This window comes from Eubacterium sp. MSJ-13, assembly GCF_018918235.1.
Taxonomy (GTDB): domain Bacteria; phylum Bacillota; class Clostridia; order Lachnospirales; family Lachnospiraceae; genus Butyribacter.
Map to the genome: position 1 here is coordinate 15,033 of NZ_JAHLQE010000106.1, position 22,328 is coordinate 37,360.

Sequence of the window (22,328 nt, forward strand, 5' to 3'; positions counted from 1 at the left end):
CCATCTCTTAATCGTTTTTTATAAAAATACGCTTAGGTCGTTACATTTTGATAAATAACTATTTGCGTATCGTTTATCATCACTTACATTTTCGCCAAACCATACTGGCGGTACAAAGTTTTTGGCATCTTTTTCACTCTCAAACTCGACCTCAATAAAATAAAGTCCATCAAGCACTCCGCCAAAAACATCAAGTTCTCCTGTATGTCCATCTTCAAGCGGTATTATATATCTTGTCTTTTTGATAAGATTATCATCTACCTTTTCTCTCAGATGTTCATACCCTTCCTTTGTCAGGAAAACTTCAACTTCATTGTTTATCCTGACATCCGTGTTCTTATCTTCGCTGCCACTTACAAGTGACTTGTAAGTAAGAATATATCTGTCATTACTTTTTCTTATCCTGACAACCGGATTTACGCAGAGATACCCCTGCTCAATATGCTTCTGTTCATATTGTTCCAGATTGTCAGGAAGTTTTTTAATCTTGAATTTTTTTTCTATTTCCATTTATATGCCTTTTTTGATATTCAGACTGTCCACCTGATTGATTAGTCCACTTCTTGACTTTCAGCCTAAAAGTGTTACCCTCTTTAAACCAAGCCAGTTTTTATTTTGTTTCCACAATACTATCTGTTTTTTCATTCTTTGACTTACGCCACTTGATTCCAAGCAGTATCGCACCATAAGCAAGTCCAACGCTTACAAGGAATTTAACGAGATACCATAAAAACGCTCCTCCAAATGTAAGGTCCGCAAGACCTTTTAACAATAATGCTCCTGTCATATTTTCACCATACCTTTCTATCTGCGGTTGACAAGTTCCTTTGTTATATCATTCCAATCCAGATCACATTCTGCCATAAGAACCATCATGTGATAAAGGAAATCGGCTATCTCATACTTAAGTTCTTCCGAATCGGGATTTTTTGCAGCAATAACGATCTCCGTTGCCTCCTCGCCGCATTTTTTCAAAATCTTATCTATTCCCTTATCAAAAAGATAGTTTGTATAAGAACCTTCCTTTGGATTTATTTTTCTGTCCATGATAATTTTATAGTCTTCAAGCAATACTGTCAATGGATTTGTTTCAATATATTCTTTTTTGGCAAGTTCCTTAAAGAAACAGCTTCTGCTTCCTGTATGGCAGGCAGCTCCAACCTGACGGACCTTTGCAAGAATCGTATCATTGTCACAGTCGAGCATGAGCTTCTTTACATACTGGTAATGACCTGATGTGTCACCTTTAAGCCACAACTCCTGTCTGCTTCTGCTGTAGTAAGTCATTCTGCCACACTCTATAGTCTTTCCATATGACTCCTCATTCATGTAAGCAACCATGAGAACTTCATTTGTGCGGTAATCCTGAACTACTACCGGGATAAGACCATTATCCATAAGTTTGAAATCAGAAAAATCAATAAGGCTTTCAAACACTTCTACATCTATTCCCTTTTCTTTTAAGGCTCTTTTTGCCCTGTATATATCCCTGTCCTCAGTATCCTCAAAATAATTTGTCGATACCGCATCCGTTTTTTCAAATGATAAAAGCTCTGCGAGGTCATTTCTTATAAGACCGTCTCTTATCATAATATCCATTTTTGTGTTATTTATGGCATCAGTAAAACTCTTTGTGCAGTCGATATGTTTAAGCATTGCAGAGCCGATACCCATATCATGATATTTATCAAGTGCTTCTGCGTCCATGAAAGCAGCTTTCATGTCTACCTCAAGCATAAGTTTGTCCTTGTCAAATCTCGCTGTTATCTCGTCTATCACTTTCTGTTCCGGCATAAGTGCATTTCTAAGCACAAGTCTGTACGCTCCGGTGTAGAGAGCCTTTTTTGCATCTTCAAAACGCTCAACATACATTCCTATCATAAACGGAATGTCTATCTGTTTTTCAATAGCTCTTGCTGTGCTTAAAAATTCTTCTCTTGATGCCTCGTCTCCAGTATAATTGTAGATAAACAATTCATCTGCACCCTTGCACGCATATTCATCTGCAAGTTTTATTATATTTTCCTGATATTCATTCTCAGCATTTATAAATGGGATTATTTTTTTCTTTTTCATACCCTATTCTCCTAAACTTCCTTTTGTTGACAGTACATCACTTATCCTCTCGTCATACATTACCGCCTTGTCAAGTGCCTTTGCAAATGATTTAAACGCTGCTTCTATTATATGATGATTATTTGAACCGTCAAGCATTTTTAAGTGAAGGTTCATTCCTGCCGAATAACTTACGGCATAGAAAAATTCATGTACCATCTCTGTGTCAAACTCTCCTACTTTCGGTACGCTAAACTCCATATTCTCGACAAGATAAGGTCTGCCCGAAAGGTCAAGTGCACAGAGCATAAGAGTCTCATCCATCGGAAGAATACACTCACCAAATCTCTTAATACCTTTCTTGTCTCCGACAGCTTCTTTTATCGCCTGACCGAGAACGATACCTGTATCTTCGATGGAATGATGGCAGTCAACCTCTAAATCTCCCTTAACCTTAACAGTAAGGTCAAAAAGACCATGTCTTGCAAAACTGTTCAGCATATGGTCGAAAAAACCAATGCCTGTATCTATATCTGCCTTGCCGCTGCCATCAAGATTTAACTTAACTAAAATATCAGTTTCTCCGGTCACTCTTGAAACCTCGGCTGTTCTTGTATTTATATTTTCACTCATAATAAAAACCAACCCTTTCCAATGCAGTTTCCTGCCCGTTTTTTAGTAAAGCGGACATTCACGCTCCGCTTTTGCGACCTGTCAGTAAAAGCTTTCTTCCACTGACATAAGCATCCCACTTATCCACTGCTTAGTGCTCTACACACCATAAGCTTTGAAATACTTATTTTTACTCAAATCTCACAGCTATTGAGTTTGCGTGTGCCGTAAGTTTTTCAGCCTTTGCAAAGTCCTCAATATCCGTATGTATAAGTTCAAGGGCTTCCTCAGAATATGATATTATGCTTGATTTCTTAATGAAATCGTCAACTGAAAGAGGCGAGAAAAACTTTGCTGTTCCATTTGTAGGAAGTACATGGTTTGGTCCTGCAAAATAATCACCGAGCGGCTCACTGCTGTACTCTCCGAGGAATATCGCTCCTGCATTTTTTATTCTTGTCATAGTGTCAAACGGATTTTTTGTCACTATCTCAAGATGCTCTGATGCTATCTCGTTTGCCGTGTCTATCGCTTCTTTCATATCATTTGCGACAAGTATATATCCGTAGGAATCAAGCGACTTCTGTATTATCTCTTTTCTTGAAAGGACTTTTACAAATCCGTCAACTTCCTCTGATACTTTCTTTGCAAGTTCTTCACTTGTCGTAACAAGGATAGCCGATGCCATCTCGTCATGCTCTGCCTGTGATAAAAGGTCTGCTGCCACATATCTTGGATTTGCAGTCTCATCTGCAAGTACAAGTATCTCACTTGGTCCTGCGATAGAATCAATGCTTACATGACCGTAAACAGCTTTCTTTGCAAGTGCAACAAAAATATTTCCAGGTCCTACTATCTTGTCAACTTTCTTAATGCTCTCTGTTCCAAATGCAAGTGCCGCAATAGCCTGTGCTCCACCGACCTTGTAGATCTCATCTACGCCTGCTTCATGTGCTGCCACGAGTGTTATAGGATATACCTTTCCGTCTTTTCCGGGTGGTGTTGTCATTACTATTTTCTCAACACCTGCAACCTTTGCCGGTACGATGTTCATAAGCACTGATGACGGATATACCGCTTTTCCGCCCGGCACATAAACACCTACTCTTGCAAGTGGTGTTATCTTTTGTCCGAGAAGTGTTCCGTCGGTCTTACTGTCAAACCAACTGTAACGAACCTGTTTCTGGTGATAATCCCTGATATTTACAAGAGCTTTTCTTATTATCTCGATAAGACGCTCATCCACCTTAGTATAGGCTTCTTCTATCTCCTCATCTGTTACCTTGAATGTCTCCTCGGTAATCTTTACACCGTCAAATTTTTCAGTGTATTCAAATAATGCCTTGTCCTTGTTTGCTCTGACATTCTCTATAATGTCATTTACAGTATCTTCAAATTTGCTGTACTGGTTCGGACTTCTCTTTAAAAGGTTTTCCAGTATATTATTTTTTTCATTCTCTGTAAGTTTAACTATTCTCATGGCTGCCTCCCTTTTTAATCATCAGGTATAACTTTTTTTAGGTCACGGATAAGTTTTGTTATCCTTTCATGCTGCATTTTCATGCTCACCTCGTTCACTACTACTCTCGCCGATAAAGGACATATCTCCTCCAAGACCTCAAGGCCGTTTTCTCTTAATGTAGAACCTGTTTCTACAATATCAACGATAACTTCTGAAAGTCCTACGATAGGTGCAAGTTCTACCGAGCCGTTAAGTTTGATTATCTCTACTGTCTGGTGTTTTTTATTGTAAAAATAATCTTTTGCTATTCCCGGATATTTGCTTGCAACTCTTATAAGCGAACCATCGTTTAACTTTTCTCTCGCACTCGCCGGTCCTGCCACACACATACGGCATTTTCCACAGTTTAAGTCTAACACTTCGTAGAGTTTTCTGCCAGCCTCAAGTATCGTATCTTTGCCGACAACTCCTATATCTGCTGCTCCAAGTTCAACATATGTAGGGACATCCGATGCTTTTGAAAGGAAAAACTTAAATCCAAGTTCCTCATTTACAAATATGAGTTTTCTTGTCTTTTCATCTTTCATTTCCTCACAGGTGATTCCTATCTTTTCCAAAAGACTTAATGTGTGTTTCGCAAGTCTTCCTTTTGCCAGTGCAAATGTTATATATTCCATTATGTCCCTCCTACTTGAATGTTATTTCTTCAACTACAGTCTTATCTTTTAAATACAAGAGTTTTTCCTTATTCATTCTCTTTGCATAATCTTTATACATATCAATATCTTTCTGCGAAGATTTGCGCACAAGCTGCACATTCTCACCCGATTTTCTGAGTGCTGCAGCCTTGTTTAATGCTTCTTCCCTGAGCTCTTTGGGATAGAGAAGAATACATCCTGATACAAGTTTCTCATCTAGGATATCCTGTCTTGTAAGTGCAAGCATAAGCTGGTCTAAAACGATAGCAAGACCAATGGCAGGAGTATCTTTTCCAAACTGCCCTACAAGTCCATCATAACGGCCGCCTGTTGCAACTGCCTCTCCAGTGCCGTATGTATATGCCCTGAATATAACTCCCGTATAATAACTGTAATGGCTTAACATACTGAGGTCTATCGTAACATAATCTGTAAATCCGTATATTTTTAATATATTATCAAGTTTGGCAAGTCTGTCAAGAGCCTTTAAAAACCTGTCATTTTTGCAACGTTCTTTTACAAACTTGGCAGCCTCGTCAAAATCATCTAAAAGGTCAGGAAGTTTTAATATTACCTCCTTAAGTCCCTCTGATACTGTCAGATTGTCGAGAAGATCCTCAACACCAAAGAAATTTTTACTCTCAATAAGCTCATGTAATTTTTCTGTTTCCTCAGGTGTAAAACCTGCTTCTTCAACTATTCCCCTGAACAGATCAGCATGACCTACTTCAAGCTGAAATCTCTTAAGCCCACTGCTTAAAAGACTCTCGACTGTAAGTGCTATCATCTCTGCGTCCGCATCTGAACTTGCATCGCCAAAAAGCTCCGCACCTACCTGTGTCACTTCCTGAAGTTTTCCCTTATAAGGATCTGTATTTACAAATGTATTTGCCGTATAGCAGAGACGAATCTGCATCTGCTCCTCTCTGTAATACTTTGCAACACATCTTGCTATCGGAGGTGTCATATCCGGTCTTAATACAAGTGTATTGTTTCCCCTGTCAAAGAACTTAAACATCTCTTTTGAAGAAGCTGTTCCTCTCTCTTTGCTGAATATGTCAAAATATTCAAATGTAGGAGTCTGAATGTCATCAAAACCATAAGATTTCATAACATTATGAACCTTTCCGGCCACATCCAATTTATTTTCACACTCTACACCGTAAGTATCTCTAACACCGCCCGGTGTATGGAGCAACTCACTACCTATATAATCTGCTGTATTTTTAAACTGACTCATGCTAAACCTCCGCTTCTTATTTTATTTTTTTCAATCGAAAAAACACACTAACCCTTTTACAAAATGTTTTTTTGTAGAATATTTTATTTTGTAATTTTAATGTTTAATCGTTCCTGCACAGTCAAGCAGATATTCACAGTCCACTCTGCTATTTGCTTGATAGTGTTAAATTTTTACTGATATAATCCTGTCGGACTTTCCTCTTTCGGATCATATCCATGCTTTTTCAATGCTTCGATAATCTCTTTCTTATGGTCATGTCCAAATGCCTCAAGAGTTATCCTGAGCTCAACGGCTGAATTTCTGTTTATGCTTACAAACTGGTTATGCTCAAGCCTGATTACATTACCCTTAAGTTTTGCGATAACATTTGCCACATTTACAAGTTCACCCGGTCTGTCAGGAAGCTGTACTGATACCGTAAATACTCGTCCTCTCTCGATAAGACCATGCTGTACGACAGATGAGAGTGTTATTACATCCATATTTCCACCGCTTAAGATAGAAACTATCTTTTTGCCCTTGCAGTCAAGATGCTTAAGTGCCGCAACAGTAAGTAAACCTGAGTTTTCAACGAGCATCTTATGATTTTCCATCATATCAAGGAAGTTTACGATAAGCTCCTGATCTTCTACTGCTATTATATCATCAATGTTTTTCTGGATATATGGGAATACAATATCTCCCGGTGTCTTTACCGCCGTACCGTCTGCTATTGTATCAACATTTGGAAGCGTAACTACCTTTCCTGCATCCAATGATGCTTTCATACAGCTTGCCCCTGCCGGCTCGACACCTATTACTTTTATGTTAGGATTTAAGAGTTTTGCAAGTGTTGAAACTCCTGCTGCAAGTCCGCCTCCTCCTATAGGTACAAGGATTATGTCAACCGTAGGAAGTTCCTTAAATATCTCCATTGCAATAGTACCCTGTCCGGTTGCTACGACTTCATCATTGAAAGGATGAACAAATGTTGCCCCCTCTTTTTTTGCAAGCTCAAGTGCGTACTGGCAGGCCTCATCATATACAGAACCATGAAGAACTACTTTTGCTCCGTAACCTTTTGTTCTGTTTACCTTGATAAGCGGAGTAGTCGTAGGCATGACTACCGTCGCAGGCACACCGTAAAGTTTTGCTGCATAGGCAACTCCCTGTGCATGGTTTCCTGCCGATGCCGTTACAAGACCTTTCTCTCTTTCTTCCTCTGAGAGCGTGCTTATCTTATAATAAGCTCCTCTTACTTTGTAAGCTCCCGTGTACTGCATATTTTCAGGCTTAAAATAAACCTTATTTCCTGTCTGCTCTGAAAAATACTCACTGTAGATAAGGTTTGTAGGAAGTACGACCTCCTTCACCTTTTCTGAGGCTTCTTCAAATTTCTCTAATGTCAACATTTTTATATGCTCCTTTCAAATTATCCTTAATTTCCGCACATGTTTTTTGTGCATAATGTAAAATATGATATATTTCACATATAAGATTTGTGTCAAGTATACGCAGACACAAATCTTGTGTGTGAAAAATTGCATATATGGATTTTTCACACTACTCTGCTTTTGTCTCAAATAATGCATCTACAAACGCATCTGCATCAAATTTCTGTAAATCCTCGATGTGCTCACCGATACCTATATATTTAACCGGAATGTTCATTTCCGACTGAATCGCTATCGCTATACCACCTTTAGCCGTTCCATCAAGTTTTGTGAGGATTATTCCTGTGATATCGGCAACCTGACTGAACTGTTTTGCCTGTGCAAGTGCATTCTGACCTGTCGTTCCGTCAAGTACGACAAATGTCTCTCTGTATGCGTCAGGATATTCTCTCTCAACTATCCTGTTTATCTTTTTTAACTCCTCCATAAGATTTTTCTTATTGTGAAGTCGTCCTGCTGTGTCACATATAAGTATATCAGCATTTCTCGCTTTCGCCGCATTAACCGCATCAAACACGACTGCCGCCGGGTCTCCGCCCTCCTGACCTGCGATAAGCTCAACGCCTGCCCTGTTTGACCACTCGGTAAGCTGTTCAATGGCTGCTGCTCTGAAAGTATCTGCTGCCGCAAGGATAACCTTCTTTCCGTCTGCCTTAAACTGTGACGCAAGTTTTCCGACAGAAGTTGTCTTTCCGACACCGTTTACTCCGATAAGCATAACAACTGATTTCTTATTTTCAAAATCATACGCATCATCGTGTACACGCATCTGCTCCTTTATCGAATCGATAAGGAGCTGTCTGCATACCGCAACCTCTTTAATCTTGTTTTCCTTAACCTTAGCCTGAAGATTTTCAATTATCTTCTCAGTTGTGGCAACACCTATATCTGCCATTATAAGAACTTCCTCAAGTTCCTCGTAAAAATCGTCATCAATCTCAGAAAAACCGCTGAAAACATTTTCAAGACCTGAAACAAAGCTGTCCCTTGTCTTAGTCAGACCATCTATAAGTTTTCCGAAAAATCCTCTCTTTTTAGGTTTTTCAGGTTTTATTTCTTCCTCTTTATTCTCAGAAATCTCAGTCCTGTCTTCAATTTGTCTATCTATCGGCTCATCATCAATCTGTTTTAATTCAATTTCATTTTCTGTTTCTTCTGATGAAAGATTATTTTGTATTTGATTATCCGTTTCTTCCAGTTTTTCTTCATCTTCTGATTTCTCTTCGTCAATACCATTTTCTGACTTAACATCCAGTGTTTCAGAATCCTCATATCCGGTATCATCAATTTCATCATTCTCTGTCGGTGCCACATCAGATTTTTCAACTTCAATTGTATTTTCAGTTGTTTTTTCATGATAACCCAACTCATCTGTACCACTTTCTGGCTGTAAATACTCCTCATCCAATATTTTCCCAGAATCAGTGCTCTGTTCTTCTTCATTACTTACAACAGACTCTTCAATTTTCTCTTCTTCAACATGTTTTTTTCTTCTAAATTTGTTCTTTATACTTTCCCACATAATTCCTCCATATTTCACTTTATTATAATAATCTACAACCCATATTATACTAAATTTAATTTTATATCAGTTCGCTATATCTTTATCATCAAGCAAGCTGACTGATACAAGCGTTGAGATTCCTTTTTCCTGCATTGTAATTCCATAAAGAATGTCTGCTGCGTTCATCGTGCCTCTTCTATGTGTGATAACTATAAACTGTGTATCCTTCGTAAGTTTATGAAGATAGTCCGCATACCTGCCTACATTTGAATCATCAAGTGCTGCCTCTATCTCGTCAAGAAGACAGAAAGGAGATGGTTTTAAACTTTGTATCGCAAATAAAAGTGCAATGGCGGTAAGCGCCTTTTCACCACCTGAAAGCTGCATCATATTTTGAAGTTTCTTTCCAGGTGGCTGAGCGATTATCTTAATTCCCGCTGTAAGAATATCTTCACCTTGTATAAGTTCAAGTGTGCCTCTTCCACCACCAAACAATTCTTTAAATACATTGTCAAATCTGCTCTTTATCTCCGAAAATTGTTCCTCAAACTGTTTTCTCATTTCCACATCAAGATCTTCTATGATCTTTTCAAGCACCTGTGCTGCTTCTATCAAATCATCATGCTGAGTTGTGAGAAGTTCATACCTTTCTGAAATCTCCTTATATTGTTCGATTGCATTGACATTTACAGAACCAAGCGATTTTATCTGTTTCTTTATTTCACTGATTTTTGCTTTCATACCCGGAATCGTAAGCCCCGTCTGCGTCTTAAGTGAAAGTGCACTGTGATATGTAAGCTCATACTGTTCCCACATATAATTAGTATAATTATCAATGCTCTCTGTCAGTTTCTCTTTTCTGCCTGAAAGTCTGAAACATTCCATTTTGAGATCATTTATATTTTTTGACAATTCTTCTCTTTTGTCAAGAAAAGTCTTTGTTTTTTCTGAAAGTTCCTCCCTCTCCTGATTTTCCTCTTCAATCTGCTTTTCTAATCTTTCTGCTTCTTTCTTCTTATCTTTTATAAAATTTTGAGTTCTTAAAATCTCATCTTTTTTTTCTTTAATCTGACCATCGATATTTTTACTGTTTTCTATCGTCTGGTTCAATTGTTCCATAACTAAAGCTCTGCCCTGCTCAATACGAACTATATTCTCACTGATAAATCCTATGCCCTGTGTAAGTGATGTAAGTTCAAGTGCAAATCCTGCCTCTTTTTCCTCTGACATTTCAAGCTGTTTTCTAATATCAGAAAGTTCCGCTTGGTATTTATCTATCTTTTCATCAAAAACTTTTGATTCATCTTCGTTTCTTACCAAAGCTTCCGCAATGCCATTCATAACATTTTTAAGCTTGTCCCTATCTTCCTCTATTCTCATCCCTTCAATTCTGATAAGTTCAAGCTGTTCTTCATTTTTTTTCAGATCAGCAACAGCACGTTCATATCCTATCTTAGCTGTATTCTGCTTAACAATAAACTCCTGTTTTACTTTGCTGTTTGCACTTATCTTTTCCCTCAGTTGGGCAATCTTGTTTTCCCCAGCTCCTATGGATTCTGATAATTTTTTTAACTGAGCCTTCAAATCTGAAACTTCATCTTCAAGCTGACTTATCTGTCTGCGCCTGCCAAGAAGATTATTATTATTTTTAAATGCACCACCTGACATTGAACCGCCCGGATTAAGAAGTTCCCCCTCAGTAGTAACAATTCTCAACGTATGATGATATTTAGCTGCAAGCACAATAGCGTTGTCTATATTATCAACAACTATAAATCTGCCAAGCAGATAATTTACAAGTTCACTGTATCTGTCTTCTGCAACAACAAGCTCCGATGCCATTCCAATAACACCTTTTTCAGACATAATATTTACAGCATTATTTGCAGCTCTTTTATGAATATTTGTAAGCGGTAAAAATGTAGCTCGTCCATACTTGTTCTTTTTCAGATACTCTATCATTTTTTTTGCAGTCTGCTCATTGTCAGTTACAATATTCTGTATACTTCCTCCAAGTGCGGTCTCAACGGCAACTTCATATTCCTTTTTAACTCTTATGATATCAGCAACTACACCAATTATTCCCGCAGTATCCTTTTTTCTTTCCATGACACGCTTTATACTCTGGCCAAATCCCTCATATCTCTCAGTCATGTTTTTAAGAGAGTTCAATCTTGAATTTTCCATGTGAAATTTCTGCTGAATATCACTATGTTCCCTGTTAACATTCTGATTTTCCACAACAGCTTCATCAAGTGCATCCTGCATAGAAATCCCTGCATCATCTATTGCATTTATCTTCTCAGTCACTTCATCATAAGCTCTTTTGTGAGCAGTAATGTTTTCAGTCAGAACAGATGTCTCTGATTTATTCTGAAGTATTCTTTTATTAAGTTCTGCCCTCTTTATACTATTTTGTTCTAACAGAGTCTTATACTTTAACTCTTCACTCTTTACATCCGCTGTTGCATTTATTCCTGCAAGTTTTTGTTCCTGTATATCTTTTATACACTTCTCGATTTCAGTAACATCACGCTTCTGTTGTTCAATATGTCCTCTATTTTCTTCAGATAAAAAATTTATTTCCTCTATTTTGTTATTATTGTCTTTTTTCTGCTGCTGATACTGCTTGTACTCACGATCATACTTTTTTATTCTAAGCTGATAATCATCTATCGCTTCCTTATAGTGATTTTCACTCTGCTTTATGCCATGTATCTTCTCATTTAAAAGTCTTATATCGCCTTCATAGTTATTCAGCATTACCCTTGACGAATTTAAATTTTCTCTATGAACTTCTATGCTTTTTATCTTTTCATCAAGTTCAGCCTGCAATTTTTCATATTCAGCCTTGCTCTTCTCATACTCACTACTTGCATCTTGAAGATCATGCTCTGCAATAGCCTGCTTTTCTTCAAATGCTTTTACTTCATCGTGTATACGATCATACTCTATAAGAAACATATTTACATCATGCGTTCTTAATTCATCACGAAATGTAAGATACTGCTTTGCTTTCCCGGCCTGCTTTTCTAAAGGTCCTACCTGTTTTTCTATCTCTGACAGTATATCTTCTATTCTCTCTAAATTATGTCTCTCTTCCTCAAGATTTTTCTGTGCAGCAGCCTTTCTTCTCTTGTATTTGACAATACCTGCCGCCTCATCAAAGAGTTCACGCCTTTCCTCAGGCTTTCCGCTAAGAATTTTATCTATCTGTCCCTGCCCAATTATTGAATAACCTTCCTTTCCTATTCCTGTGTCAAACAATAATTCCTGGACGTCTTTAAGTCTGCATGCCGCACCATTTAAAAGATACTCACTCTCACCTGATCTGTAAACTCTTCTTGCTATCTTAACTTCTTCATATGGAACATTTAATTTATGATCCTCATTGCTTATCGTAATAGCTACATATGCAAATCCAAGTGGTTTTCTCATCTGCGTTCCCGCAAAAATCACATCTTCCATCTTTGCACCACGAAGCTGTTTTGCACTCTGTTCTCCAAGCACCCATCTGACAGCGTCTGCAACGTTACTTTTGCCACTGCCATTTGGTCCTACGATTGCAGTTATGCCGTCATGAAATTCAAATATTAATTTGTTAGCAAATGACTTAAAACCATGTACTTCTAAGCTTTTTAAATACATCCAATGTTCTCCTGACCAATTATTTGTGAAGTTTAAGTATAGCCTGATATGCGGCTGACTGCTCTGCTTTCTTCTTTGTTCTGCCGGTAGCTGTTGTAAATCTCTCACCATTTATGGTCACCGCAACAGTGAAAGATTTATTATGATCCGGTCCCTCTTCATTAATAAGTTCATATCCCATGTCAAGGTGTTTCCCCTGAACTATTTCCTGCAATATCGTCTTGCTGTCATAAAAAAGTTTTTTCTTTTCTATATCCTTTAATATATGCCTGTCAATATAATCCCTTGCTTTTTCAAATCCACCATCAAGATATACTGCTCCGATAGTAGCTTCAAGAGTATCTGACAATATAGAATCTCTCTCTCTTCCTCCTGTAAGGTCTTCACCTCTTCCAAGCATTACATATTCACCAAGGTTTATATCTCTTGCACACAGTGCAAGTGTAGGCTCACATACCCAGCTTGCCCTGATTCTTGTCATATCACCCTCCGGCTTTGTCGGATTCTCTTTATAAATCTGCTCACTTGATACCAATTCTAATACAGCGTCACCTAGAAACTCAAGCCTCTCATTGCACATATATTTTTTCAATCTGTTTTCATTTGAATATGAACTATGCGTAAGCGCTGTTATAAGTAAGTCCGTATTTTTAAATTCATATCCTATTTTTTTCTGAAACTCTAATAATTTTTCCTGTTTCATCAGGCACACTCCTAACATTCCACAATCATATATGATGCTTTTATCTCTTAACAGATAAGTTCAAGCAGATCACCAACAGTAATCACACTTTTTAATTTTTCTTCATCTACTGATATGTCAAACTCTTTTTCAACTCCCATAAGTATCTGAAAAAGTTCAAGAGAATCCGCACCAAGATCATTAACAAAGCTCATTTCCTGAACTATATCCGTATCATCAATGTTCAAAACCTCTGCAATTATTTTTTGAAGTTTTTTGAATTCCATATAGCACCACCTATTCAATAATAAGATTTTCTTTTATCTTTTCATTTATCTTTTCTTCATTGAACTGTATGCATTGTCTTATAGCCTGTGTAATCTCCACACTTGTTGAACTTCCATGTGCTTTTACAACAAGCCCGTTTAAACCAAGTAAAGGTGCTCCACCCTGATCTGATGTATCAAACTGTTTAAGTGTTGATTTAAGTGCAGGTTTAATAAGAAGTGCCCCTATCTTACTTCTAAGGCTTGACATAAGTCCCTCTTTTACTTTTCCGAGAAGTGTTGCTGCAAGGCCCTCGTATAATTTAAGTATTACATTACCTACGAACGCTTCACATACTATAACATCAGCATCCCCCTTCGGTATGTCCCTTGCCTCGATACTTCCGATAAAATTGATATCCTTACATTCTTTCAAAAGAGGATAAGTCTCCTTTACAAGCATATTTCCTTTTTCTTCTTCAGCACCTATATTTACAATAGCCACACGCGGATTCTTTATGCCGACAATTCTTTCCATGTATATTGAACCCATCTTTGCAAACTGGACAAGATGTGACGCTCTTGCATCTACATTCGCACCACAATCTATCAATAGTGCTGGTCCTTTTGCTGTAGGAATAAGCGGTGCGAGAGGCGAACGCTCTACGCCTTTGATTCTACCCACAACAAACTGGCCACCAACAAGTATTGCCCCTGTACTTCCAGCCGATACAAATGCATCTGCCTCTCCATGTTTTACAAGATTCATTCCAACAACAATCGAAGAATTTTTCTTTTTTCTTATAGCCATTACAGGAGGCTCATCAAATCCTATAACATCGTCTGCATGTACTATCGACATGCGTTCCTTATCATAAGTATATTTTGCAAGTTCTGTTTTGATGTCATCTGTTCTTCCAACCAATACAACATGTATCTTTTCATTTTCATTGACTGCATCAACCGCACCTTTAATCGGTGCCTCCGGTGCATTGTCTCCACCCATGGCATCAACAACAACTTTAATCATATCACTCATATTTCACCTCATATTTCATTAATTTACATAAAATATCTGTTTTCTTCCATACTTTTATACACAATCCTCATTTTACTAAAAAAAACACAATAGTGCAAGCTAATTGAATTTTGAAGTGAAAAAAGCAGCCCATTAATGAGCTGCCTTCTTATAGAAAAATGATTTATATGTTGAAAATCCGGATTCTCCGGGTGCTATTATCTGCTCAGTACTTCCAACAAATAAAATACCATCATTTTTAAGAGATGTATTAAATTTCTTATATATCTCTGCCTTTGCTTCCTCTGTAAAATATATCATTACATTCCTGCAGACGATCATATTGCAGCCTGTAGGATATGTATCTTTAAGAAGATTATGCTGTTTAAATTCGACACGTTTCTTTATCTCATCTGAAATCTGATAACTTCTCGTACCTACTTTTGTAAAATACTTTGTTATGTACTCCTTCGGAAGTCCTTTTAGACTTTTTTCGTCATAAAGTCCTGCCTGTGCTTTTTCCAATACAACTCTGTCCAAATCTGTTGCTATAACTTTAATCTTATTTAAAGGAATAAATTTTGACAATAACATTACAAGTGTATATGGTTCATCTCCTGTCGAGCATGCTGCACTCCATATTTTAAGATCGTTTCCAAAACGTTCAAAAAGATATGGAAGAATTTCGTTTTCTAAAAGTTTCCATTGCTCAGGATTACGATAAAATTCAGATACATTTATTGTAAGGTATGTTACAAAATCATCGAGCATTTTCTTGTCGCTCTTTATTGCCTCTATATATTCATCATAACTTTTAATCTTGTTTTTCGTTATCAATGAATCTATACGTCTTTTCATTTGTCTTTCTTTGTAACTGCTCAGATCTATCTTTGTGAGCTGATACACTTTTTCTTTAAACTTTTCATAATCACCCATATTCATCCCTCCTTATTAAAATACGCCAATCCGAACAACCGGATTGGCGTATTAAAGAACATCCTGCGTCCTAATCAACAAAAATTACTCTGTAACCTCTTCCTCTTCTTCTGACTCATTGTCATTTAAAAGAGCCTTAATACTTAAGCTTATCTTGTGATCATCAGGGTTAAAATCAACAACCTTTGCCTCAATTTCCTGTCCAACCTTTAATGCATCTGATGGCTTGTCAACATGCTCTTTTGAAATCTGAGAAACATGAAGTAATGCATCAACACCAGGCTCAAGCTCGATAAATGCACCAAAGTCTGCCATTCTTGCAACCTTACCTTTAACCACTGAACCAACACTATACTTGTCGGCTGCATTTAACCAAGGATTCTGATCCTCAAACTTAAGGCTGAGTGCAATCTTATCATCTTTGATATCTTTAATAAGGACTTTTGTCTTATCTCCCACATTAAATACTTTTCTAGGATTCTCAACACGTCCCCATGACATTTCAGAAATATGAAGAAGACCATCTGCTCCACCTAAATCAATAAATGCACCAAAATCTGTAAGATTCTTAACAGTACCCTCTACAACATCTCCAACATGTATTCTTGCGAATAACTCTTCCTGAAGTTTCTTCTTCTCTGCTACTAAAAGCTGCTTTCTGTCACCGATGATTCTTCTCTTCTTAGGATTGAACTCACTGATAACAAACTCTATTTCCTGTCCTGCATACTTTGAAAGATCTTTCTCGTATGTGTCTGATACAAGGCTTGCAGGAATAAATACCTTTGTCTCTTCAACAACAACACTTAATCCACCTGTTAAGACATCTGTTACAGTTGCCTTTAATACTGTATGGTTTTCAAAGGCTTCTTTGATATGCTCATTGCTCTGTTCCATAGCTAAACGCTTGTATGTGAGAAGAACCTGTCCCTCACCATCATTTACCTTAAGAACTTTAGCTTTCATCTTGTCGCCTTCTTTTACAACTTCCCTAAGGTCGATGCCTGACTGATTACTGTATTCATTTCTCGTGATAATACCGTCAGCCTTGTAACCGATGTTTAAGATGATCTCATCTTCCTTAACGCTGATAACTGTCCCTTCTACAATCTCTCCATTGTGGATTGTTACTAATGATTCTTCCAATAACTGTTCAAATTCATTATTCATTTCTGACATATGATTGAACCTCCTTAATAATATTATTTGGGGTTGAAGCCCCGGCAGTAATACCCACGCTACGAAAAGATTGAAATTGCTTCAAATCCAGGTCATCAAGTGTCTGTATAAAATATGTGTTCTCACACTCTTTTCTACAAATTTCATAAAGTTTCTGGGTGTTTGAACTATGTTTTCCACCTATTACTAACATCGCGTCGGATTGCCTCGCAATAGTACCCGCTTCTGTCTGACGCTCTTCAGTAGCGTTGCAAATTGTATTCATAACATCTATATCATAACTCTTTTTGGATAAAATATCAACTATATCTTTGAATTTCTTGTAATTAAATGTCGTTTGTGATACAACGCACAGCTTTTTTTCACTGTCAGGGGTAAATTTTTCGGCTTCTTCAATACTTTCTAACACAACTGGCTTATTTACACACCACCCCTTTATTCCCTCTACTTCCGGATGGTTATCACTTCCTACTATCACAACAGTACGCCCTTCCTGGGATTCTTTTTTTACTATTTTGTGTATTTTTGACACAAATGGACATGTTGCATCTATAATATTTACATTTTTTTCCTCAAGTTTTTTTACAATCTCCTCGGATACTCCATGTGAACGTATTATGACAGTTGTATTTGCACCCTCATCTATATCATTAACAGAATGGAGCACTTTTACACCTTTTTTTTCTAAATCTTTTACCACCTGCTCATTGTGAATGATAGGTCCAAGCGTAAAAACCCTGTTATCCTTCCCTGCCTCATCATAAACCATATCAACGGCACGCTTAACTCCAAAACAAAATCCTGCACTTTTTGCAGTTATAACTTCTCTCATATTACTCCTTATACCATAAACTCATGCAAGCATCTGAACTTCAAAAAAACGCTACTTTGTTTTCTCAAAAGCATCAATGATAGCATCTACAACCTGCTCGATACTCATATCAGATGAGTCGATAAGTACAGCATCCTCCGCCTGCTTTAACGGTGCTATCTCTCTGTTCATATCCTGCTCATCCCTTGCGATTATGTCTTTTTCTATCTGGTCGATGTCACACTCTATTCCTCTCTCAACCTGCTCTTTATATCTTCTTCTCGCTCTCTCCCTTGCACTCGCAGTAAGGAATATCTTTGTCTTTGCGTCAGGAAGTACGCATGTCCCTATATCCCTGCCATCCATTATAACATTTTTCTGTGCAGCTAACTGTCTCTGGAGATTTAAGAGTTTCTCCCTTACAGCCGGATATTTTGAGATATTTGAAGTCATCATGCTCACCTGCTCGGTTCTTATAAGATCATTTACATTCTCTCCGTTTAAGATAACCTGCTGTGCACCGTCAACATAATCTATCGATACATCAATATCTCCACATTTTTCACTGATAGTATTTTCATCCTCAGCTTTCACACCTTCTCTTATAAAGTACAGTGCTATCGCTCTGTACATAGCCCCTGTATCAACATAGATAAAGTCAAGTTTCTTTGCTGCCTTTTTGGCTATCGTACTCTTTCCGGCACCTGCCGGTCCATCTATCGCTATATTATACATATTTTCCTCCGTTGTCCTGTTTTATTATTACTACATTCCTGCAAGATACCCTGTTGACCATGCTATCTGAAGATTGTAGCCTCCCGTGACCGCATCAAGATCAAGAACTTCTCCCGCAAAGAAAAGCCCTTTAACTTTCTTTGATTCCATCGTTCCGGGATTTATCTCCTTAACTGATACACCGCCTTTTGTTATTATAGCTTCGTTAAATCCACGCAGACTGTCTATCTTAAATGTAAGTCCCTTTAAAAGACCGACAAGTTCATGTCTTTCTTCTTTTGTTATATTATTTACCTGTTTCTGCTCATCAATGCCTGACATCTCAACTATTACCGGTATCATTTTTGATGGCAGAAGCCTTGACAGACTATTCTTAAAATAACTGTTTTTGTTTTCAGAAAAATCTCTCAATATCCTCTCGTCAAGCTGTTCATTTGACAGTGCAGGTTTTAAGTCAATGCTTATCCGGACATCAGACATATCCTTACCGGCAACAAGTGTACTCGCACTTAAAACAAGAGGACCACTCACACCAAAATGGGTAAACAACATCTCACCAAGTTCCTCATATATCACCTTACCTTTATCAGTAAGCGTCATTTTTACATTCCTAAGTGAAAGTCCCTGTAATCTCTTTGGTATGTCAGAGTCAATGTTAAACGGCACAAGCGAAGGATAACATTTAGTCACCTTTATGTCTGCCTCTTTTGCAAACCTGTAACCATCCCCCGTTGAACCTGTTGACTGATAGGAACATCCTCCTGTTGCAACGATAACTTTATCTGCCGCATATCTATCGCTTCTGTTTCCTGACTGTGTGACAACTCCCCTACATACACCATTTTCAATCTCTATATTATTTACCTTTGTATTTAACAGGATTTTTACTCCTCTTTTTTCAAGTGCCTTTTTTAGTGTCCTTATCACATCAGAGGACTTGTCTGATTCAGGGAAAACCCTGTTTCCCCTCTCGGTCTTTATCTTAAGACCTTCACTCTCTAAGAAGTCCATCATGCGGTAACTGTCAAATGTATAAAAAGCACTATACAAAAACTTTGGATTTGACCTTACATTTTTTAGTAGGTCTTCTACATCACTTTCATTTGTTATATTGCATCTTCCCTTGCCTGTGATATAAATTTTTTTTCCAAGTTTTTCGTTCTTCTCGATAAGGACAACATCTGCTCCCGAATCCGCGGCAGATATGGCAGCCATCATTCCCGCTGCCCCGCCTCCGACAACTATTACTCTAACCATCTTTTGTCAGCCTTTCTCTATCACATTTTTCCGTCATCAAGAACTTTCCAGTTCTTTACAAGATAATCTATAAGCGATATCACTGTCAGTGCAATAGCTGCATAGATAAATATATTTTCAATAACATCTATGACCTCACCGTCAAAATTCACGATAAGAAGTACAGACATTACCATCTGGACAGTAGTCTTAACCTTGCCCCACCAGCTTGCGGCAAGCACGATACCCTCATTTGCGGCGACAAGTCTGAAACCGCTTATGATAAACTCTCTGCTTATGATAACGATAACGCCCCAGACAGGCATAGGATTGTCAGGTATTGACACAAAACATATAAGTGCTGTACTGACAAGCAGCTTATCCGCAAGTGGATCCATAAACTTTCCAAAATTGGATACAAGATTATACTTTCTTGCAATAAATCCGTCAAGTGTATCGGTAAGCGATGCTATTATAAAAATCGCAGCAGCTATATACTTAGAGCCTTCAACCATATCAGTAAGCATAAAAAACGCAAAGAACGGTATCATTATAACTCTCAACATTGTTATTTTATTTGGTAGATTCATACTAACTCAACCTCTCAATCTAAAATTTCACCTATAAGATCATATTCGTCTGACCTTGTTATCTCAACCTTAACAAAATCACCCGAATCAAGATTGTAATCTGATTGAATGAAAACATATCCGTCAACATCTGGAGCATCCATGTATGTTCTAGCAATATACACTCCTTCGTCCGGAAGCCTTCCCTCTATCATTACTTCGTATATTTCTCCCACTCTTGAATTGCTCTTATCAAAGGCAATATCCTGCTGAATCTGCATTATCTCATCACGTCTTGCCTCTTTGATTTCTTCATCTATCTGATCTTCCATCTCAGCCGCCGGCGTGTCTTCCTCTCTCGAATAAGTAAATACACCGAGTCTGTCAAACTCCATTTTTTTAACAAACTCTTTTACCTGTTCAAAGTCCTCCGCTGTCTCACCCGGAAATCCCGTTATAAGAGTTGTCCTAAGTGCAATATCAGGAATCTCTTTTCTAAGTTTTGAAACAGTCTGCTCTATCTGTTCTCTGTTCGTCCATCTTCCCATTCTTCTAAGCACATCATCCGATCCATGCTGTATAGGCATATCAAGATAGTGGCATACTTTTGGAAGATTTTTTATCGCAGCTATAAGCTCATCGGTGATCTCCTCAGGATAGCAGTACAATATTCTTATCCATTTAAGTTCCTCTATCTTTGACAACTCCTCAAGAAGCTTTGGCAAACTCTTTTCGCCGTATATGTCCTTACCGTAAAGGGTAGTTTCCTGTGCGACAAGTATAAGTTCCTTCGCTCCGTTTGCCACCAAATGTTTAGCCTGTGCGATAAGATTATCCATAGGAACACTTCTGTAATGACCTCTGACCTTTGGGATCACACAGTAAGTACAACACTTGTCACATCCCTCCGCAATCTTTAAGTACGCATAGTAGCCTCCCGACATACTGTCCCTGTCAGTAAGCGGTGTCGGAAGGTAATCAATATCCTTTAAAGATTCTAAGACTCCCTTTCCACCCAGAGCCTCATTTATCTTTTCCGATAAGTCCTCATATCCCATCGTGCCGACAATAAGATCGACCTCAGGAATATCCTCCTTAATCTCATTGTGGTATCTCTGTGCAAGGCAGCCTGCCGCAACCAGAAGTTTGCATCTGCCCTCCTTATAACCACCCATCTCGATAAGTGTATTGATGCTCTCCTCCTTTGCATCACCTATAAAGCAACAGGTATTTACAACTATAACATCCGCATCTTCTATATCATCCGTAAGAACAAATCCGTTTTTTCTAAGAGATGTAATCATCATCTCACTGTCCACAAGGTTCTTATCACAGCCAAGCGACACAAAATATATATTCACAATCTTCCTCTTTTCTATAGTTATTTTTCAACTGAACTTACACAGTTATGCATAAGCATTGCGATAGTCATCGGACCTACTCCGCCTGGAACAGGTGTTATCGCACCTGCCTTTGACTCTACATCTGCATAATCAACATCACCACAGAGTTTTCCATTCTCATCTCTATCCATTCCGACATCAATAACAACAGCACCCTCTTTGATATAATCAGCAGTTACGAATTTTGTCTTACCTATCGCAACGATAAGTATATCCGCACGCCTTGTAACTTCTTTTAAATCTTTTGTATGTGAATGGCAGATAGTAACAGTTCCATTCTCCCTGAGTAAAAGCATAGCCATAGGCTTTCCTACGATATTACTTCTTCCTATTATAACACACTCTTTACCGTCAATCTCTATATCAGAACGCTTCAAGAGCTGGATGATACCGGCAGGAGTACATGACACAAAACCTTTCTGCCCTATACTCAGTCTTCCGACACTCTCAGGATGGAAACCGTCAACATCCTTTTCAGGGGCAATAGTCTTGATAACCTTATCCTCATCAATATGTTTAGGCAGCGGAAGCTGTACCAAAATCCCGTTTACCGAATCATCTTTATTTAATTTTTCAACAAGCTCAAGAAGTTCAGCTTCCGTAGTCTCCTCAGGAAGTTCGTACGCAAGCGATCTTATACCAACATAGGCACAAGCCTTTTTCTTATTTCCAACATAAACAGTTGAAGCCGGATTATTTCCAACCTGAATAACCGCAAGAGTGACCTCAACACCCTTTTCTTTAAGAGCAGCCACTCTCTCCTTAAGTTCATCCTTAATTTCCTGTGAAATCTTCTTACCATCAATTATCTTTGCCATATTATGTCGTTTCCTTTCTG

The 22,328-nt window shown here is 38.0% G+C and carries 21 protein-coding genes; all 21 read right to left on the bottom strand.

Annotation, left to right across the window (positions count from 1 at the left end):
- Positions 1–18 precede the first annotated feature (18 nt).
- Positions 19–510, bottom strand: a complete 492-nt coding sequence (locus KQI69_RS06820; RefSeq protein ID WP_216564594.1) for a CYTH domain-containing protein — start codon at positions 508–510, stop codon at positions 19–21.
- A gap of 100 nt (positions 511–610) precedes the next feature.
- Positions 611–787, bottom strand: coding sequence for a hypothetical protein (locus tag KQI69_RS06825; protein ID WP_216564595.1), 177 nt, complete (start codon positions 785–787; stop codon positions 611–613).
- A gap of 17 nt (positions 788–804) precedes the next feature.
- Entirely contained in the window at positions 805–2,076 is a 1,272-nt protein-coding gene (hisIE, locus tag KQI69_RS10600; protein ID WP_216564596.1) for a bifunctional phosphoribosyl-AMP cyclohydrolase/phosphoribosyl-ATP diphosphatase HisIE, read from the bottom strand.
- A 3-nt stretch (positions 2,077–2,079) separates the two neighbouring features.
- On the bottom strand, positions 2,080–2,688 hold the full coding sequence (gene hisB, locus KQI69_RS06835) for an imidazoleglycerol-phosphate dehydratase HisB (protein ID WP_216564597.1): 609 nt from the start codon (positions 2,686–2,688) through the stop codon (positions 2,080–2,082).
- A gap of 169 nt (positions 2,689–2,857) precedes the next feature.
- Positions 2,858–4,147 (bottom strand): histidinol dehydrogenase, encoded by a 1,290-nt coding sequence (gene hisD / locus KQI69_RS06840; protein ID WP_216564598.1) that lies wholly within the window; start codon positions 4,145–4,147, stop codon positions 2,858–2,860.
- A 14-nt stretch (positions 4,148–4,161) separates the two neighbouring features.
- Entirely contained in the window at positions 4,162–4,806 is a 645-nt protein-coding gene (hisG, locus tag KQI69_RS06845) for an ATP phosphoribosyltransferase (RefSeq protein WP_055943344.1), read from the bottom strand.
- Between the two features lie 10 nt (positions 4,807–4,816).
- Complete coding sequence (gene hisZ, locus KQI69_RS06850) at positions 4,817–6,067, bottom strand: ATP phosphoribosyltransferase regulatory subunit (protein WP_216564599.1); 1,251 nt, start codon at positions 6,065–6,067, stop codon at positions 4,817–4,819.
- Between the two features lie 173 nt (positions 6,068–6,240).
- Entirely contained in the window at positions 6,241–7,461 is a 1,221-nt protein-coding gene (ilvA, locus tag KQI69_RS06855) for a threonine ammonia-lyase (protein WP_216564600.1), read from the bottom strand.
- A gap of 151 nt (positions 7,462–7,612) precedes the next feature.
- Positions 7,613–8,557 (bottom strand): signal recognition particle-docking protein FtsY, encoded by a 945-nt coding sequence (ftsY, locus tag KQI69_RS10475; RefSeq protein ID WP_371818768.1) that lies wholly within the window; start codon positions 8,555–8,557, stop codon positions 7,613–7,615.
- Between the two features lie 534 nt (positions 8,558–9,091).
- A complete protein-coding gene (gene smc / locus KQI69_RS06865) occupies positions 9,092–12,655 on the bottom strand; it encodes a chromosome segregation protein SMC (protein ID WP_216564602.1) in 3,564 nt (1,187 codons plus the stop codon).
- 19 nt (positions 12,656–12,674) lie between these two features.
- On the bottom strand, positions 12,675–13,358 hold the full coding sequence (gene rnc, locus KQI69_RS06870; RefSeq protein WP_216564603.1) for a ribonuclease III: 684 nt from the start codon (positions 13,356–13,358) through the stop codon (positions 12,675–12,677).
- 47 nt (positions 13,359–13,405) lie between these two features.
- Positions 13,406–13,624: an acyl carrier protein gene (locus KQI69_RS06875; RefSeq protein WP_216564604.1), complete on the bottom strand. Its 219-nt coding sequence runs from the start codon at positions 13,622–13,624 to the stop codon at positions 13,406–13,408.
- Positions 13,625–13,634: 10 nt separating this feature from the next.
- A complete protein-coding gene (gene plsX / locus KQI69_RS06880) occupies positions 13,635–14,642 on the bottom strand; it encodes a phosphate acyltransferase PlsX (RefSeq protein ID WP_216564605.1) in 1,008 nt (335 codons plus the stop codon).
- A gap of 132 nt (positions 14,643–14,774) precedes the next feature.
- Positions 14,775–15,557, bottom strand: a complete 783-nt coding sequence (locus tag KQI69_RS06885; RefSeq protein WP_216564606.1) for a protein-glutamate O-methyltransferase CheR — start codon at positions 15,555–15,557, stop codon at positions 14,775–14,777.
- Between the two features lie 84 nt (positions 15,558–15,641).
- Positions 15,642–16,736, bottom strand: a complete 1,095-nt coding sequence (gene rpsA / locus KQI69_RS06890) for a 30S ribosomal protein S1 (RefSeq protein WP_216564607.1) — start codon at positions 16,734–16,736, stop codon at positions 15,642–15,644.
- Complete coding sequence (gene ispH / locus KQI69_RS06895) at positions 16,720–17,568, bottom strand: 4-hydroxy-3-methylbut-2-enyl diphosphate reductase (RefSeq protein ID WP_216564608.1); 849 nt, start codon at positions 17,566–17,568, stop codon at positions 16,720–16,722. The genes rpsA and ispH overlap by 17 nt, the downstream gene beginning before the upstream one ends.
- A gap of 51 nt (positions 17,569–17,619) precedes the next feature.
- Positions 17,620–18,282, bottom strand: coding sequence for a (d)CMP kinase (cmk, locus tag KQI69_RS06900; protein ID WP_216564609.1), 663 nt, complete (start codon positions 18,280–18,282; stop codon positions 17,620–17,622).
- A 30-nt stretch (positions 18,283–18,312) separates the two neighbouring features.
- The gene (locus KQI69_RS06905; RefSeq protein ID WP_216564610.1) at positions 18,313–19,539 is read right to left on the bottom strand and encodes an NAD(P)/FAD-dependent oxidoreductase; all 1,227 of its coding nucleotides are present in this window, start codon (positions 19,537–19,539) and stop codon (positions 18,313–18,315) included.
- Between the two features lie 20 nt (positions 19,540–19,559).
- Complete coding sequence (gene pgsA / locus KQI69_RS06910) at positions 19,560–20,108, bottom strand: CDP-diacylglycerol--glycerol-3-phosphate 3-phosphatidyltransferase (protein ID WP_216564611.1); 549 nt, start codon at positions 20,106–20,108, stop codon at positions 19,560–19,562.
- A 14-nt stretch (positions 20,109–20,122) separates the two neighbouring features.
- Positions 20,123–21,448 carry a 30S ribosomal protein S12 methylthiotransferase RimO gene (gene rimO, locus KQI69_RS06915; protein ID WP_216564612.1) on the bottom strand — a complete coding sequence of 442 codons (1,326 nt, stop codon included), beginning with the start codon at positions 21,446–21,448 and terminating at the stop codon, positions 20,123–20,125.
- 20 nt (positions 21,449–21,468) lie between these two features.
- Complete coding sequence (gene folD, locus KQI69_RS06920; protein WP_216564613.1) at positions 21,469–22,308, bottom strand: bifunctional methylenetetrahydrofolate dehydrogenase/methenyltetrahydrofolate cyclohydrolase FolD; 840 nt, start codon at positions 22,306–22,308, stop codon at positions 21,469–21,471.
- Positions 22,309–22,328: the final 20 nt, after the last annotated feature.

What these genes read in the sequence shown, in the direction of transcription:
- KQI69_RS06820 (WP_216564594.1), bottom strand. Translation starts at nt 510, where the DNA reads ATGGAAATAGAAAAAAAATTCAAGATTAAAAAACTTCCTGACAATCTG.
- KQI69_RS06825 (WP_216564595.1), bottom strand. Translation starts at nt 787, where the DNA reads ATGACAGGAGCATTATTGTTAAAAGGTCTTGCGGACCTTACATTTGGA.
- hisIE (WP_216564596.1), bottom strand. Translation starts at nt 2,076, where the DNA reads ATGAAAAAGAAAAAAATAATCCCATTTATAAATGCTGAGAATGAATAT.
- hisB (WP_216564597.1), bottom strand. Translation starts at nt 2,688, where the DNA reads ATGAGTGAAAATATAAATACAAGAACAGCCGAGGTTTCAAGAGTGACC.
- hisD (WP_216564598.1), bottom strand. Translation starts at nt 4,147, where the DNA reads ATGAGAATAGTTAAACTTACAGAGAATGAAAAAAATAATATACTGGAA.
- hisG (WP_055943344.1), bottom strand. Translation starts at nt 4,806, where the DNA reads ATGGAATATATAACATTTGCACTGGCAAAAGGAAGACTTGCGAAACAC.
- hisZ (WP_216564599.1), bottom strand. Translation starts at nt 6,067, where the DNA reads ATGAGTCAGTTTAAAAATACAGCAGATTATATAGGTAGTGAGTTGCTC.
- ilvA (WP_216564600.1), bottom strand. Translation starts at nt 7,461, where the DNA reads ATGTTGACATTAGAGAAATTTGAAGAAGCCTCAGAAAAGGTGAAGGAG.
- smc (WP_216564602.1), bottom strand. Translation starts at nt 12,655, where the DNA reads ATGTATTTAAAAAGCTTAGAAGTACATGGTTTTAAGTCATTTGCTAAC.
- rnc (WP_216564603.1), bottom strand. Translation starts at nt 13,358, where the DNA reads ATGAAACAGGAAAAATTATTAGAGTTTCAGAAAAAAATAGGATATGAA.
- KQI69_RS06875 (WP_216564604.1), bottom strand. Translation starts at nt 13,624, where the DNA reads ATGGAATTCAAAAAACTTCAAAAAATAATTGCAGAGGTTTTGAACATT.
- plsX (WP_216564605.1), bottom strand. Translation starts at nt 14,642, where the DNA reads ATGAGTGATATGATTAAAGTTGTTGTTGATGCCATGGGTGGAGACAAT.
- KQI69_RS06885 (WP_216564606.1), bottom strand. Translation starts at nt 15,557, where the DNA reads ATGGGTGATTATGAAAAGTTTAAAGAAAAAGTGTATCAGCTCACAAAG.
- rpsA (WP_216564607.1), bottom strand. Translation starts at nt 16,736, where the DNA reads ATGTCAGAAATGAATAATGAATTTGAACAGTTATTGGAAGAATCATTA.
- ispH (WP_216564608.1), bottom strand. Translation starts at nt 17,568, where the DNA reads ATGAGAGAAGTTATAACTGCAAAAAGTGCAGGATTTTGTTTTGGAGTT.
- cmk (WP_216564609.1), bottom strand. Translation starts at nt 18,282, where the DNA reads ATGTATAATATAGCGATAGATGGACCGGCAGGTGCCGGAAAGAGTACG.
- KQI69_RS06905 (WP_216564610.1), bottom strand. Translation starts at nt 19,539, where the DNA reads ATGGTTAGAGTAATAGTTGTCGGAGGCGGGGCAGCGGGAATGATGGCT.
- pgsA (WP_216564611.1), bottom strand. Translation starts at nt 20,108, where the DNA reads ATGAATCTACCAAATAAAATAACAATGTTGAGAGTTATAATGATACCG.
- folD (WP_216564613.1), bottom strand. Translation starts at nt 22,308, where the DNA reads ATGGCAAAGATAATTGATGGTAAGAAGATTTCACAGGAAATTAAGGAT.